A 14,377-nucleotide genomic window follows, 5' to 3' on the forward strand; every position below is an offset into this window, starting at 1 on the left:
AGGCCCTCCTTCTCAGCAACAGGCGGCGGTCGCCCGCCGCGGAACATTACAGACCGGCAAGCTTATGAAACTGTTCCGGGCTGGTGATCGCCTCGGTGGGCAGGTTGTCATAGGTTTCGCCGAACCATTTTTTCTGCAGCTCGGCGAGCTTGCCGGTCTCCTTCATGTGGTTCATAAACTTGGTCATATAGGCCAGCAGCTGCGGCGAGTTTTTCGGGATCGGCCACGCCATATAGCCCGGTCCGGAGACGGCCAGCCCTTTGGCGAAGACCTTCGGTTTGGCTTTCGCCAGGTCGTTTACCGAGATAACCACGTTAATCACGTAATCCAGCCGCTTATTCGCCAGGTCGGCGTAGGCTTCCGGATAGGAGGGGTACTCCACCACCGGTCCCAGCTTGCCGCCGGTCTTCTCCAGCATCGCCTTCAGCTCCGGCAAACGCGCCAGCAGCGCGCTGCCTGCCTGCACGCCCACTTTTTTGCCGCTGAGATCGGCAATGGTATTTAGCGAGGTATCGCCAGCGCGTTTGACGAAATAGTGCTGCGCGGAGGCCCATGGTGGGGTGAAATCAAAGACTTTCAGCCGCTCATCGGTAATAACCGCCCCGGTTAAGGCCATATCGTATTGTCCGGTGGAGACAGCCGCTAATAATCCGGTCCACGGTAATATGCTCTGGTCGACATGAAATTTGGCGTATTTACGTAACTCCTCAAGCATATCTTTGTTAAAGCCATCGGCCTGGCCATTATTCATAAAGTTAAACGGCGCATAATCATCTTCCGTCGCCACTTTCAGGGTGCCGGATTTTTCTATTTCCGGCAGATCGGCCGCGACGGCGTGATAAGAAAAAGCAACCGTTAATACAGCGCTCAGACATATTGATGCCAATGATTTTTTCATTATTTCACCCCTGATGGATTGGCCAGACGGGTTCATTCCAGAACGCGAAAAGGTTTATGCAAAATAGAGGCCGGGAGGTTCCGGTCCACGGCGGCTGAATGCGTTTTTAATGTGGGAGCGTTTTGCAATTCCGTATAGAGCCAGATGGGCCGCATCGCTGTGTCAGATGGCGGAAGGGTGGTATGGAATTTGCTGAGCTTAGCGGGTGGTCGCGATGCGTTATTGCCAGAGGAGCCCCGTATGATCCGTCACCTGTTACACGTTGATTTTGAGCCTGGCCGCGGTTTGCAGGAACAGGTGCGAGAGACGCTGGTGAATGCCATTCTCAGCGGGATCTTCGCCGCCGACACCCCGCTCCCCTCCTGCCGCCAGCTGGCCAGCCAGCTGCGCGTCTCGCGCAACACCACCGCCCTGGTGTTCGAAAGCCTGGTCAACGAGGGCTACCTGATTAGCCGCCCGCGAAGTGGTTACTACCTGCACCCCGACTATCACGATGCTTCGCCGCCCGCGGTCGAGAGTGCACCGCAGCGCGAAGCGGCTGCACCACGCTGGGGCGACCGGCTGCAGATGACCCCCAGCCAGCAGGAGTCGATCCTCAAACCGGCGGGCTGGATGCACTACCGCTACCCGTTTATCTACGGCCAGCCCGATACCCGGCAGTTCCCGCTGGCCACCTGGCGCTCGGCGGCGAACTGGCTGCACGGCGGGGTGCGCGACCCGGCGTGGGTCATCGACCATATTGACCAGGATGTGCCGATGCTCATCGAGCAGATCCGCACCCGGGTGCTGCCCAAGCGCGGCATTGTCGCCGCCCCGGACGAAATTCTCATTACCCTGGGCTCGCAAAACGCCCTCTACCTGCTGACACGGCTGCTGCTCTCTTCCACCACCCGCATTGGCGTCGAAAACCCCTGCTTTCGCGAAGCCATCAACACCTTTCTGCTCGCCGACGCCGAGGTAGCGCCGCACCCGGTGGATGAAGAGGGGATCGTGCTTAATGAGCGTCCCTGCGATTACTACTATGTCACCCCCGGCCACCAGGTGCCCACCGGGGTGGCAATGAGCAGCGCGCGGCGTCGCCAGCTGCTGGAGCATGCCGCCCGCCATGACGCGGTGATCATTGAAGATGATTATGACTCGGAGAGTAACTTTACCCTCAACCCGCTGCCGGCGCTGAAGGCCAGCGACCGCAGCGGCCGGGTGGTGTATGTCAGCAGCCTGTCAAAGGCGCTGTCGCCGGGGCTGCGGCTGGGATTTATGGTCGCCGCCCCGGACCTGATCGACGAGGCGCGCGCCCTGCGCCGGTTGGTCTATCGCCATCCGCCGACCAACATTCAGTACCAGATGGCCCATTTCCTCGCCCAGGGACATTATGAAACCCATCTGCGGCGCTACCACTACGACTCCGCCCAGCGCTGGGAGCGCCTGCACGCCGCCCTGCAGCGCTATCTGCCGTCCTGTCGCGCGCTGGCGGGGAGCGAACACGCTAACGCCTTCTGGCTGCAGACCCCGGCGCAGATCAACACCCAGCAGCTCACCTGGCGCGCCGCCCACGCCGGCGTGCTGATTGAGCCCGGGGCGCGCCATTTTCTCAGCGCCGCGCCGCCGGATAACTACTTTCGCATGGGATTCCACGCCATTAACCCCGACGCCATCGCCCAGGGGGTGGAGGTCCTGCGCGGCCAGCTGGAGCAGCTGGGTTAGCGAAATTGTTCGTACTCAACGGCATCGCGCACGCTGAGCAGCGCCGGGCGCAGACTGTCGAAAGGCACCGATCCGAGCGCAACGCGCAGCGCCTGTGGAATCGTGGCGGAGACGCAGAACGGCTCGGCGGTCGACACCGAAATACGCCGTTCCATCAGCGCGTTCGCCAGCCGATCGGCCCGACTCTCTTCCCCCAGAGGCAGCCAGACGAAGTACGAATCGGGATGACTGACAACGGGAAGCCCACAAAGCACCTCGCGGGCCACCTGCTGCCGCTGTCGCGCATCCTGGCGTTTCTGTGTTTCAAAGCGGGCCACCGTGCCATCTTCAATCCAGGCGCAAATCAGCGAACTTATCAGCGTCGGCGTATTCCACGTCGTGGCCCGGATGGCGCGCTCAATCTCCGGCCGATAGCGCGGCGGAGAAATCACCACCCCCACGCGCAGCCCGGTGGCGATATTTTTCGAAAATCCGGTGACATACACCGTTCTTTCCGGCGCATAGCTGACCACCGGCGGCGGCGGGCGGCTCACCAGCCGGGCGTAAGCCGCATCTTCAATAATCAGCAGATCGTGCTGGCGCGCGAGGTCGGCCAGCGCCTGCCGCTGCCCGGCGTTGAGCACCCAGCCCAGCGGATTGTGCAGCGTCGGCATGGTATACACCGCCCGCACTCGCCGCTGCTGGCACAGCGCATGAAGCGCCTGCAGGTCCGGCCCCTCGGCCCCACAGGGGATGGCCGCCAGCTCCAGATGATAGAGCGCCGCCAGAACCTTGAAGCCCGAATAGGTCAGAGCATCAACCGCCACCACATCGCCCGGACGTAACAGCCCCATAACGGTCACCGCCAGCCCGTGCTGTGCGCCGTTAACGATCAGGACATTTTCCGCGGCCGGCGCAAAGTGTCGGCAGGTCAAATGGCGGGCGATAATGTCCCGCTCGGCGAGCCGCCCGGCGTGAGGCTGATAGCGCAGATGCGAATCAATATCGCCCGCCATCGCCAGCTGCCTGAGCGCCTCGCGCAGCGCATCGCCCTGCGCCGGCAGCGAAGGGTAGTTGAAGTTAAGATCCACGACGTCAGCGGCCACCACCTGCTGATCGACCCCATGCCCCGGCGGCAGCGCGAGGTCGCGCACGAAGGTGCCGCGGCCGGTTTCGCCGCTAACCAGCCCCATCTCTTCCAGTTCACGGTAGACGCGGGTGGCGGTGGCCAGCGAGAGGCGTTCATCGGCGGCAAGGGTACGGTGAGTTGGCAGACGGCTGCCGGCGGGCAGCTGCCCGCTGCGGATCGCCTGCGCGTATCGGTCGACAACGGCTTTGTATCGAGCTTTCATCGTGAAATGTATCTATTACAATAATTTGATTGTATCAGATTGGCCACATTACCATCGCCACTGACGATGCTCAAGCGGGCGCAGCCCAATCAGATAACGCGAGGTTAACGTGGTAGATTCAATATTGGATAAATCGGCGCCCGGTCCCTGGTCCGGATGGTTTCATGGTTTACTGGGGGTGATTATTTTTAGCGGTTCCCTGCCCGCGACGCGGCTGGCGGTGCAGGATATGGATCCGTTGTTATTGACCTTTCTGCGCGCCTCCATCGCCGGGCTGCTTGCCGTCGCCCTGCTGGTCGGCTTTCGCCAGAAACGCCCGCGCCTGGTGCAGCTTGTCCCCCTGATCATCATCTCATCAGGGGTGGTGATCGGCTTTCCCCTGCTCACGGCGCTGGCCCTGCAGCGCATCACCTCGGCGCATTCGATTGTGTTTATTGGTCTGCTGCCGCTGATGACCGCTATTTTTGGCGTGCTGCGCGGCGGCGAGCGTCCGCAGCGCGCTTTCTGGATCTTTTCGCTGCTGGGCAGTCTGCTGGTGATGGGATTCGCCCTGACGCAAAGCGCGGCGACGTCGCTCAGCGGCGATCTGCTGATGCTGGCGGCGGTTATCGCCTGCGGCCTCGGCTATGCGGAAGGGGCGAAGCTGACGCGGGAGCTCGGCGGCTGGCAGGTGATCTGCTGGGCGCTGGTGATTGCCCTGCCGTTGATGCTCCCCGCCTCGCTGATGGTTCAGCCTGCGTCCTGGCATGCCATATCGGCCTTATCCTGGGCCGCACTCGGCTATGTGTCGCTCTTCAGTATGCTGATCGGTTTTATCTTCTGGTACAAAGGGCTGGCCGCGGGCGGGATCGCCGCCGTCGGCCAGCTCCAGCTATTGCAGCCGTTCTTCGGGCTTGGCCTGTCGGCGGCGCTGTTGCACGAAACCGTCAGCCCCTTGATGCTGGCGGTTACCCTCGGCGTGGTGCTGTGCGTGGTGGGCTCGCGCAAATGTGGCCGCCGGCGGGTTAGCGCAGAGAGCAGGAGCAGTGATTGACCGCCCCTACATCCGCCGTCCCGGGTTTCGGCGGCGTAACCGCTGACCCGGGCTACCACATGACAAACGGCTGGAAACAGGTCGCCCCGCCGGGGATGGCGACCGCCTACAGCGGCCGCGCGTACTGGAGCATCACCTGCAGCAGCACGTTGGCGCCGGCGGCGACGTGCTCCGGCGAGGCATACTCCATTTCGTTATGGCTGATCCCATCCTTGCAGGGGATAAAAATCATCCCGGTCGGCGCCAGGTAGCTCATATACACTGCGTCATGCCCGGCGCCGGAGACGATCGGCCGCGCCGGGTAGCCCAGCCGCTGCGCGGCATCGGCAATGGCCTGTTGGCATTCGCCATCGAAGGGCGCCGCCGGATAGTGGCTCACCTGCTTCAGGGCCACCTGCAGACCGCTTTCCCGCTCAACCTCCGCGATAAACGCCCGCAGCTGGCGATCCATTTCATCCACCAGCGCATCGCTGAGATTGCGCATATCAATGGAGAAGGTGACCTCTCCGGGCACCACGTTGCGGCTGTTGGGCCACACCTGCACGCTGCCGACGGTGCCGCGTCCCTCTTCGCTGCGTCCGGCAATCGCTACCACCTCCTGCATAATGCGGGTCGCCACCTGCAGGGCATCCTGACGCAGGCGCATCGGCGTGGGCCCGGCATGCGACGCCTGACCGGTCACCACGCAGTCGTACCAGCGGATCCCCAGCACGCCCTGCACGATACCGATGGTTTTCGCTTCATCTTCGAGAATCGGCCCCTGCTCAATGTGCGCCTCAAAATAGGCGCCGACGGGATGCTCTCCCGGGGTCTGCTCGCCGATATAGCCGATCTGCGCCAGCGCCTCGCCGACGCTGACGCCCTCTTTATCCGTGACGGCCCAGGTCTCCTCCAGCGGGAAGACCCCGGCAAAGACCCCGGAGCCCATCATCACCGGCACAAAGCGCGACCCCTCTTCGTTGGTCCAGAACACCACCTCAATCGGCGCCTCGGTGGCAATCTGCAGATCGTTGAGCGTGCGCACCACCTCCAGCGCCGCCAGCACGCCGTAGTTGCCGTCAAATTTGCCGCCGGTGGGCTGGGTGTCGATATGGCTGCCGGAGACGATGGGCGGCAGGCTGGGGTTGCGCCCTTCCCGACGCATAAACACATTGCCGATTTTATCGATGGTGACGCTCATCCCGGCCTCCCGCGCCCAGCCAATCACCCGGTCCCGCCCCTGACGGTCGAGGTCGGTGAGGGTCAGACGGCGGCAGCCGCCCTTCGGCGTGGCGCCGATCTGCGCGAGATCCATTAACGACGCCCACAGGCGGTCGCCATTGATGCGCCAGCCGGTGGTGTCGGTGGCGGGGGTAAAAAGTACATCACAGCTCATGGTGGTCTCCTGACATCAAGGTCGCCGCCAGCGCAACCGGCGGTGGGAAAAAAGGCATCAGCGCCTGGTCTTCATCGTGGTGTGTTGCCGCCGGTCAGACGGCCAGGGCCTGCGCGTTGGCGTCAATCGCCAGCTCGCGCCAGCGGTGGCAACTCACCGCGTGGCGCTCCGCGACGGATTCCGTCGGCGGCAGGCTCTGCTCGCAGACCGGGCGACGGTGCGGGCAGCGCTCGGCAAAGGCGCAGCCGGGCGGCAAGCGCGCCAGATCCGGCGGCGCGCCGGGAATGCAGTGCAGGGCATCGCCTTTCTTAAGCCCCTCTTTCGGCCGGCTGCCCAGCAGCACCCGGGTATAAGGATGGCGTGGGTGGCGCAGGATCTCACTCATAGAAGCCTCCTCGACGATCCGCCCGGCGTACATCACCGCCACCCGGTCGGCGATCTCCACCGCGGCGCCGATGTCGTGGGTCACAAACACGATCGACAGCCCGCGCTGCTTTTGCTGCTCGCGCAGCAGGATCAGGATCTGGATTTGCACCGTGGCGTCGAGGGCGGTGGTCGGCTCATCCGCCAGCAGCAGCTGCGGGTTACAGGAGAGCGCGAGGGCGATCATCGCCCGCTGGCGCATCCCGCCGGACATCTCGTGCGGGTAAGCGTCCAGCCGCCGCTCGGGGCTGGGAATGCGCACCTGGCGCAGGGCCTCCAGTGCCCTGTCCCGGGCCGCCTGGCGCGACAGCCCTTCGTGGCGACGCAGCCCTTCAATAATCTGCTGCCCAACGGTGTAGACCGGGTCGAAGGCCAGTAGCGGCTCCTGAAAAATCATCGCGCAGCGCCCGCCGCGGTAGCGCCGCAGCTGGCTGGCGCTCATCGTCAGCACCGCGTCGTCCCCCACCCGCAGGGTGCCGGAGAGCTCACTGCTCCCCGGCGGGTGCAGGCGCATCAGCGCCCGCAGGGTCACGCTCTTGCCGGAACCCGACTCGCCAATCAGCGCCATCACCTCCCCCTTTTGTACGTCAAAGGAGACCCCGTTGACCGCGTTGATGGTCTGCCCGTCGCGGCGAAAGACGACCCGCAGGTCGCGCACATGGACAAAGGCGTTATCCGACATGGCTGACCTCCTTAAGGGGGATGCTCTGATGCCAGAGCGAGGCCGGCTGCGCCATCAGGCAGGCGCTCTGGTGCCCCTCCCCGACCGCCTCCAGCCGCGGTTTCACTTCGGCGCAGACCGCCTTCGCATGCGGGCAGCGGGTGTGAAAGCGACAGCCGCTCGGCGGCGCGATGGGGCTGGGGGGATCGCCGCTCAGCGGCGAGGTCAGGGTGCGGTGTTCCGGGTCCATGGAGGGCATGGAGCTTAACAGCGCCCGGGTATAGGGGTGGGCGGAGGCGGTAAACAGCTGCTCCGCCGGGCCGATCTCTACCACTTCGCCAAGGTACATAACGAGGATCCGATCCGACAGCCAGCGAACCACGTGCAGATCGTGGCTGATAAACACATAGGTCAGCTCGAGGGTGCGTTTTAGCTCCTGCAGCAGCTGCAGCACCTGGGCTTCCACCGATTTATCCAGCGCCGACACCGCCTCATCAAGAATGACCAGCCGCGGCTTCATCGCCAGCGCGCGGGCGATATTCACCCGCTGCCGCTGGCCGCCGGAGAGCGCATGCGGGTAGCGGTCGGCAAAGCGCGCCGGTTCAAGGCCGACGTGCGCCAGCAGATAGCGGGCGTATTCGCTGGCCTCTCTGGCGCTGACGCCGTGGACGCGCTGGCCGAAGGCGATACTCTCCTCCATGGTCATGCGCGGATTGAGCGAGGCATAGCTATCCTGGAAAACCATCTGCACCTGGCGACGGTAGGCTTTCATGGGCAGACGCGACGAGCCAACCTCCAGCCCGTCGAAGATCAGTTCGCCGCTGTCCTGGGTGAGCAGCTGCATCAGCAGTCGGGCGGTGGTCGATTTGCCGCAGCCCGACTCGCCGACCACCCCCAGGGTTTCGCCTTTCATCACCGTGAAGCTGATATCGTCCACCGCCTGGACCACCTCCCGGCCTTTGCCGCCGCGGAAGTACTTCAGCAGGTGATTGACCTTCAGCAGCGGCTGCGCCGGCCCGCCGAGATCGATATTGATAAAGGGTTGCATCGCTTACTCCTTAATCGCCATTGCCGCACGCAGGCGGTCCGCGAGGATATTGAACGAAATGGAGGTGATAAAAATCATCAGGCCCGGCAGGGCGGCCACCCACGGCTGGGTATAGATTGCCGTGCGCAGGGTATTGAGCATCAGCCCCCACTCGGGCTCCGGCGGCCGCACGCCGAGGCCGAGAAACGACAGGCCGGAGGCGAGGATCATGCACACCGAAATCAGCCCGGTGGAGAAGACGAAGATCGGCCCGAGCACGTTACCCAGCACCTGGACGCGGATAATGGTCAATGCGCTGGCGCCGGTGGCCCGGGCGGCGTCGATATAGTCCATATGCCGTACCTGGGCGGTCACGCTCTCGGCAATCCGCGCCACCTGCGGGACAAACACCAGGGTCAGCGACAGCAGCGCATTGCCGATGCCCGCCCCCAGCGCCCCCGACAGCGCAATCGCCAGCAGGACCGAGGGAAAGGCATAGAACACATCCACGGTGCGCATAATCACGGTATTGATTTTGCCGCCCATGTAGCCGGCGATGATCCCGATGGCGCCGCCGATAAAAAAGGCGAACACCACCGGGACAATCCCCATAAACAGCGACAGCCGGGTGCCGAGGATCAGTCGCGACAGCATGTCGCGCCCCAGCTCATCAGAGCCCAGCGGGAAGCCGTCGCTGCCGATGGGCTTCAGGCGCAGGAACATCGACGTTTGATAGGGGTCTTTGACGATAAGCCATGGCCCTAACAGCGCCAGGGCCAGCAGCAGGAGGATCACTACCCCCACCACCACGCCGCCGGGATCGCGCAGTAAGCGGCGCAGCACGCCGCGCCAGTAACCTTGCCGGGAAGCGTTGGCCGGCGCGGCCGGGACCGTTTTCGTCGTTGCCGTATCCACCATGGTCAGCTCCTCTTAATGCGCGGGTCGAGGGTGGCCTGCAGAATATCCACCAACAGGTTGAGCAACACGAAAAACAGCGCCAGCACCCAGATAGTGCCCTGCAGCAGGGGCAAGTCGCGCTGAAAGATGGCGGTGTTGAGCAGCAGCCCGGTCCCCGGCCAGGAGAAGACGGTCTCCACGAGGATCGAGCCGCCCATCAGATAGCCCACCTGCAGCCCCATCACCGCCAGCGCGGTTGGCGCGGCATTTTTCATGACGTGGACAAAGATGCGCGATTCGTTAAGGCCGCGGGCGCGCAGGCCAACGATAAACTCCTGGCTGAGGATATCGGCTACCTGCGAGCGCACGGTGCGGGCGATAATCCCGGTCGGGATCACCGACAGCGTGATGGCCGGCAGCAGCATGAACTGCAGGTGCGCCCAGTCCCATTGCCAGCCCACCTCGCCTATCGGCCCGCCGCCGGTGGCCGGCAGCAGCGCGAACTTGACGCTGCAGAGGATCACCAACAGCATCCCCAGCCAGTAATGTGGCACGCTGACGCCAAACACCGACAACACCGAGGCCAGACGGTCAATGACGCTGTTGCGAAAATAGCCGGCGACAAAGCCAAACAGGCTGCCGAGGACGAAGCCGATCGCCGTCGCCAGCAGCGCCAGGCGCAGGGAGTAAGCCACTGCGGTCATCACCTCGTCTATCACCGGGCGGCCGGTGGCGACCGACATACCGAGGTCGCCGTGCAGTGCCCGCCACAGCCAGTGGATAAACTGCAGAGGCAGCGGCTTATCAAAGCCGTAGGCCTGCATCAGCGTCTGGCGCAGCGCCTCCGAGGCGTCCGGCGGCATCACCGACACCAGCGGGTCGCCCGGCGCGATCTGCACCAGCATGAAACAGATCACCGCCACCCCAAGCATGGTGGGGATAGCCAGTAGAATGCGGTATAGCAGCGTATTGATCATCGGTTGCCCCTTTCGCGATTACTCTTTTTTGCTCACCAGGCTGAGGTCGATAAACCAGCTCTGCGGTTGCACCACTCCGGTCACCGCGGGCGAAATCGCGCGCGGCCCGACGTCGTGGGCGACAAACAGGAACGGCACCTGATCCACCAGCGCGGCGTGCAGATCGCCGGCGGCTTTATTCATCGCTTCCGGGGTAAAGGCGTGCTTGACGGCGGCGGCGAGTTTTTCCGTCTCTGGGGTGGCGAAGTAGCCCCAGTTGGTCGCCACCGGCGGAAACGCTTTGGCGGTCGAGAAGCGGATCAGGCCAAAATAGGGATCATTGACCGCGGCGCTGACGTTGATCGCGTCGATCCCTTTTGCCGAGGGATCCCGGGCGCCCAGGCGCCAGTTGGTGAACAGGGTGTTCCATTCCACCACTTTAATATCCACATTGAAGAAGCAGCTCTTCAGGCTCTGCTGGATATACTCGTTCATCGGCAAAGGCTGCATCTGCCCGGAGCCGGAGGCCGAGGTGGCCACCGTGACGTGCAGCGGCTTGCCGGCGCTGTATCCAGCCTCGGTCATCAGCTGACGGGCGGCGTCCGGGTCATATTTGATCTGGAAGGTGGGTTTGCCATGCCACGGGCTGTCGGCCTCGTAGACCCCGGTGGCCTCGGTCATGTAGCCGCCGAGGTAGCTCTTCAGCTCGGCGCGGTTCAGACACAGGTTGGCCGCTTTGCGCACCCGAATGTCCTGCCACGGCGATCCTTTTTCAAAGGAGAACTGCCAGGGCCACAGGTGCGGCTGGGTGTTGGCGTAAAGGTGAAAACCCTGAGACTTGATCTGATCGATGGCGTCCGGCGCCGGGGCTTCAATCCAGTCCACCTGCTTCGACAGCAGCGCCGCGGTGCGGGCGTTGGCCTCCGGCAAAGGGATCAGCACCACCTTATCCACCCGGGGAATGCGATCTTTGTTCCAGTAGTCGGGGTTTTTCGCGAGGATCAGCTGCTGACGCGGCACCAGCTTCTCCAGTTTGAACGGGCCGCTGCCCACCGCATGGGCGGCGAAGGCGGTCCATGCCTGTTTGCTGCGCGCGGCGCTATCCCCCGCGCTGGCCGGCACCGCGTCATACTGCTTCTGCCACGCCGTGGGCGAGACAATAAACAGGTTGGTGATGTTGTACGGCAGCAGCGCGTCCGGTTCCGAGGTGGTCAGCGCCACGGTGTGGTCGTCAATTTTCTCCGCGCCGGTGAGGGTCGGCATCCGCGACAGGGTGTTGCCGATCTGCCCCGGGGCGTACTGCGGCGCCGCTTTATTCAGCACCTTATCCACGTTCCACACGATGGCGTCGGCGTTCACCTCCGTCCCATCATGGAACCTGACGCCCGGACGCAAGGTGAAAATCCAGCGGCTGGTGTTCTGCGGATCGATGTGCCACTCGGTCGCCAGCCCCGGCACCAGACCGCTGGGCTTTTCACCTTGCGACAGATCCCACTCCACCAGCGCGTCGTACAGCGGGATGCCGGTAAAGCGGTTGCCCTCATAGCCCTGATCCGGCTGGCCGAGGGTTAACGGAATATCCGCGGCGGTCATGGCGATCCGCAGCGTGGAGGCGTTGGCAGGTAAGGCGGCGCCCGCCAGGGCCAGTGCGCCGCTCACCGCCACGGCGAAACGACCGGCACGCGAAAATAACGTCTTTTTGTGCATCACATGATCCCTGTTAAATAAAGTGTCACGGATTAACAGGCAAAATGCGTACCAGCTCTTACGCGGGCGATAATAGGCCAAAACCGACCGGTAAAATAAGAGGGACTTATATTATCACCATGATAATTATGGGAAAATAATTGCACCTTATTCCGTCGCACCGCCAGCGGGAAATATGTTGCAGAATTGCACCAGCCGCTATATGGCAAATTTCAAATAATCACTCTGCGTCACTTTTTTATTCATCCCCGTCCTCCGCCGCCGCGTATTCTCCCTCGGGATCAATCCCTTCTATACTTCAGGGAACACATCGACCGGGAGAGACTATGCCTTTAGCCGATTTTCACCGCTCCGATCCTTTTACCCTCGGTATCGAACTGGAGCTGCAGGTGGTGAACCCGCCGGGTTACGACCTCAGCCAGGATGCCTCGACGCTGATTGCCGACGTCCAGCATGAGCTGACCGTGGGAGAAGCCAAGCACGATATCACCGAGAGCATGCTGGAGATCGCCACCGGGGTGTGCCGCGACATCAGCCATGCGCAAATCCAGCTCAGCGCCATCCAGCAGGCGGTCCAGCGCGCGGCGCTGCATCATCATCTGCAGATCTGCGGCGGGGGTTCCCACCCCTTTCATGCCTGGCAGCGCCAGCAGATCAGCGACAATCCGCGCTATGTCAAAACCGTCGAGCATTTTGGCTATCTGGCGCAGCAGGCGACGGTCTTTGGCCAGCATGTGCACGTCGGCTGTCAGAGCGGCGACGACGCCATCTATCTGCTGCACGGCTTGTCGCGCTTTGTGCCGCACTTCATCGCCCTCAACGCCGCCTCGCCGTGGTTCGACAGCACCGACAGCCGCTTCGCCTGTTCGCGCCTCAACCGCTTCTCCTCTTATCCCGACAACGGTCCGATGCCGTGGGTGGCCGACTGGCAGGGGTTTCGTCGCCTGTTCCGCCAGCTGAGCTACACCAGCATGATCGACAGCATGAAGGATCTGCACTGGGATATTCGCCCCAGCCCGCAGTTTGGGACCGTCGAGGTGCGGGTGATGGACACTCCTCTGACCCTCGCCCAGGCGATCCATATCGCCGGCTTTATACAGACCCTGGCCTGCTGGCTGTTGACGGAGCGCCCCTTTAAGCACCAGCCTGATGATTATCTGCTGTACCCTTTTAACCGCTATCAGGCCTGCCGCTACGGGCTGGACGGGACCCTTACCGACGTGCGCAGCGGGGAGCAGCGCAGCATCCGCCAGGAGATCCTGCAGCTCGCCGACCGGCTGGCTCCTTTCGCCCATCAGCTGAAGGCGACGGCGGCGCTGGAGGCGGTGGTTCGCCAGGCGAAATCGCCGCACAGCGAGGCGCAGCAGATGCGCGAGTTTATCGCCAACGGCGGTTCGCTTTCCGGGCTGGTGCAAAAACACTGTGAGATTTGGGCGGCATAAGACAGCGAGGCGGGTATACTCGGCGCAGACCATAGAAAGGATTGCCCATGTTATTACGCTGCCTGCTCCCCCTGGCGCTGCTGCCCCTGGCCGCCGTCGCCAGCGCCGCCTGTACCCTCACCGACCCGACGCTAACCCTGCAGAGCTATCGGGTGGATGCGCAGAAAGAGCGCATTGCAATGTACTGGCTGGATCGGCACGGTAAAGCCTGGGGTTCCCTGCGTTCGCTGCTGGCGGGTATCGATGGCGATGGCCGGGTGCAGATGGCGATGAACGGCGGCATTTACGATAAGGCCTACGCGCCGCTGGGGCTGTATATCGAAGACGGCAAACGCCTGACGCCGGTAAACCGCTCCGCCGGCGGCGGGAACTTCTTTATCCGCCCCGGCGGCGTATTCCTGGTGGAGAACGGTCGGGCGAAAATCGTGCCGCTGCCGGCGTACAAACGCTCTCCCGCCATCCGCTATGCGGTGCAGTCCGGCCCGATGCTGATTGAGAATGGCGTCATCAACTGGCGGCTGAAGCCCTCCGCCAGCTCGCGCAAACTGCGCAACGGGGTTGGCATCGATAAGCAAGGCCGGGTGGTGTTCATGCTCAGCGATCGCGAGACCAACTTCTATGATTTTGCCTGCTATGCGCAGTCAAAGCTTGGGGTGCGGCAGATGCTTTATCTCGACGGCACCCTGTCGAAGATGTACCGCAAAGGCGGCAGCGTGCCGTGGCAATATCATCCGTTCGTGACCATGATAACGGTGGAGAGGAAATAGCCGGCTCGTTTGGGGGCGGCCATTCCAGCCAGGAGAGTGAATAAATTAACGACAGGCCGGGCAAGGTATTGCCGCCGTGCCCGATGTCCTTGCCCGGTGGCGCTGCGCTTACCGGGCCTACAGAGTCTGTTCGCTATGGTATGGCCACTGAAATCT

At 63.0% G+C, this 14,377-nt stretch carries 12 protein-coding genes; 4 read left to right on the forward strand and 8 right to left on the reverse strand.

Annotation, left to right across the window (positions count from 1 at the left end; genetic code table 11):
• Positions 1-46: 46 nt before the first annotated feature.
• Positions 47-898: a transporter substrate-binding domain-containing protein gene (locus ACQUTI_RS11420; RefSeq protein WP_023319919.1), complete on the reverse strand. Its 852-nt coding sequence runs from the start codon at positions 896-898 to the stop codon at positions 47-49.
• A 240-nt stretch (positions 899-1,138) separates the two neighbouring features.
• On the opposite strand from ACQUTI_RS11420, the gene ACQUTI_RS11425 reads away from it, so the two are divergent.
• Positions 1,139-2,602 (forward strand): PLP-dependent aminotransferase family protein, encoded by a 1,464-nt coding sequence (locus ACQUTI_RS11425; RefSeq protein WP_216555856.1) that lies wholly within the window; start codon positions 1,139-1,141, stop codon positions 2,600-2,602.
• Here the strand turns inward: ACQUTI_RS11425 and ACQUTI_RS11430 are convergent.
• Positions 2,599-3,933 (reverse strand): PLP-dependent aminotransferase family protein, encoded by a 1,335-nt coding sequence (locus tag ACQUTI_RS11430; RefSeq protein WP_049116888.1) that lies wholly within the window; start codon positions 3,931-3,933, stop codon positions 2,599-2,601. The two genes, ACQUTI_RS11425 and ACQUTI_RS11430, sit on opposite strands and share 4 nt — an antisense overlap.
• A gap of 124 nt (positions 3,934-4,057) precedes the next feature.
• Here ACQUTI_RS11430 and ACQUTI_RS11435 point away from each other — a divergent pair, with 124 nt between their 5' ends.
• Positions 4,058-4,966 carry a DMT family transporter gene (locus ACQUTI_RS11435; RefSeq protein ID WP_053810672.1) on the forward strand — a complete coding sequence of 303 codons (909 nt, stop codon included), beginning with the start codon at positions 4,058-4,060 and terminating at the stop codon, positions 4,964-4,966.
• Between the two features lie 106 nt (positions 4,967-5,072).
• Here the strand turns inward: ACQUTI_RS11435 and ACQUTI_RS11440 are convergent, their stop codons facing one another.
• From ACQUTI_RS11440 to ACQUTI_RS11465, 6 genes are all read right to left on the reverse strand, one after another.
• Positions 5,073-6,341 (reverse strand): Zn-dependent hydrolase, encoded by a 1,269-nt coding sequence (locus ACQUTI_RS11440; protein WP_032455679.1) that lies wholly within the window; start codon positions 6,339-6,341, stop codon positions 5,073-5,075.
• A gap of 94 nt (positions 6,342-6,435) precedes the next feature.
• The gene (locus ACQUTI_RS11445; protein ID WP_017899022.1) at positions 6,436-7,446 is read right to left on the reverse strand and encodes an ABC transporter ATP-binding protein; all 1,011 of its coding nucleotides are present in this window, start codon (positions 7,444-7,446) and stop codon (positions 6,436-6,438) included.
• Positions 7,436-8,473 carry an ABC transporter ATP-binding protein gene (locus ACQUTI_RS11450; RefSeq protein ID WP_017899021.1) on the reverse strand — a complete coding sequence of 346 codons (1,038 nt, stop codon included), beginning with the start codon at positions 8,471-8,473 and terminating at the stop codon, positions 7,436-7,438. The genes ACQUTI_RS11445 and ACQUTI_RS11450 overlap by 11 nt, the downstream gene beginning before the upstream one ends.
• Positions 8,474-8,476: 3 nt before the next feature.
• Positions 8,477-9,370: an ABC transporter permease gene (locus tag ACQUTI_RS11455; RefSeq protein WP_114507957.1), complete on the reverse strand. Its 894-nt coding sequence runs from the start codon at positions 9,368-9,370 to the stop codon at positions 8,477-8,479.
• A 2-nt stretch (positions 9,371-9,372) separates the two neighbouring features.
• Positions 9,373-10,326, reverse strand: coding sequence for an ABC transporter permease (locus ACQUTI_RS11460; protein ID WP_017899019.1), 954 nt, complete (start codon positions 10,324-10,326; stop codon positions 9,373-9,375).
• Between the two features lie 18 nt (positions 10,327-10,344).
• On the reverse strand, positions 10,345-12,012 hold the full coding sequence (locus tag ACQUTI_RS11465; RefSeq protein WP_043521137.1) for an ABC transporter substrate-binding protein: 1,668 nt from the start codon (positions 12,010-12,012) through the stop codon (positions 10,345-10,347).
• 326 nt (positions 12,013-12,338) lie between these two features.
• Here ACQUTI_RS11465 and ACQUTI_RS11470 point away from each other — a divergent pair, with 326 nt between their 5' ends.
• Together ACQUTI_RS11470 and ACQUTI_RS11475 are read left to right on the forward strand one after the other, a co-directional pair.
• Positions 12,339-13,454 carry a YbdK family carboxylate-amine ligase gene (locus tag ACQUTI_RS11470; protein ID WP_004202501.1) on the forward strand — a complete coding sequence of 372 codons (1,116 nt, stop codon included), beginning with the start codon at positions 12,339-12,341 and terminating at the stop codon, positions 13,452-13,454.
• 47 nt (positions 13,455-13,501) lie between these two features.
• Complete coding sequence (locus ACQUTI_RS11475; protein WP_004202500.1) at positions 13,502-14,221, forward strand: phosphodiester glycosidase family protein; 720 nt, start codon at positions 13,502-13,504, stop codon at positions 14,219-14,221.
• The last annotated feature ends 156 nt before the right edge of the window (positions 14,222-14,377 follow it).

Source organism: Klebsiella sp. 7-CIP_Kleb. (genome assembly GCF_050378655.1).
In the GTDB taxonomy this organism is placed as follows: Bacteria; Pseudomonadota; Gammaproteobacteria; order Enterobacterales; family Enterobacteriaceae; genus Klebsiella; species Klebsiella quasipneumoniae.

Excerpts from the sequence above, each read along its gene's own strand:
- ACQUTI_RS11420 (WP_023319919.1), bottom strand. The coding sequence starts at position 898 with ATGAAAAAATCATTGGCATCAATATGTCTGAGCGCTGTATTAACGGTT.
- ACQUTI_RS11425 (WP_216555856.1), top strand. The coding sequence starts at position 1,139 with ATGATCCGTCACCTGTTACACGTTGATTTTGAGCCTGGCCGCGGTTTG.
- ACQUTI_RS11430 (WP_049116888.1), bottom strand. The coding sequence starts at position 3,933 with ATGAAAGCTCGATACAAAGCCGTTGTCGACCGATACGCGCAGGCGATC.
- ACQUTI_RS11440 (WP_032455679.1), bottom strand. The coding sequence starts at position 6,341 with ATGAGCTGTGATGTACTTTTTACCCCCGCCACCGACACCACCGGCTGG.
- ACQUTI_RS11445 (WP_017899022.1), bottom strand. The coding sequence starts at position 7,446 with ATGTCGGATAACGCCTTTGTCCATGTGCGCGACCTGCGGGTCGTCTTT.
- ACQUTI_RS11450 (WP_017899021.1), bottom strand. The coding sequence starts at position 8,473 with ATGCAACCCTTTATCAATATCGATCTCGGCGGGCCGGCGCAGCCGCTG.
- ACQUTI_RS11455 (WP_114507957.1), bottom strand. The coding sequence starts at position 9,370 with ATGGTGGATACGGCAACGACGAAAACGGTCCCGGCCGCGCCGGCCAAC.
- ACQUTI_RS11460 (WP_017899019.1), bottom strand. The coding sequence starts at position 10,326 with ATGATCAATACGCTGCTATACCGCATTCTACTGGCTATCCCCACCATG.
- ACQUTI_RS11465 (WP_043521137.1), bottom strand. The coding sequence starts at position 12,012 with ATGCACAAAAAGACGTTATTTTCGCGTGCCGGTCGTTTCGCCGTGGCG.
- ACQUTI_RS11470 (WP_004202501.1), top strand. The coding sequence starts at position 12,339 with ATGCCTTTAGCCGATTTTCACCGCTCCGATCCTTTTACCCTCGGTATC.
- ACQUTI_RS11475 (WP_004202500.1), top strand. The coding sequence starts at position 13,502 with ATGTTATTACGCTGCCTGCTCCCCCTGGCGCTGCTGCCCCTGGCCGCC.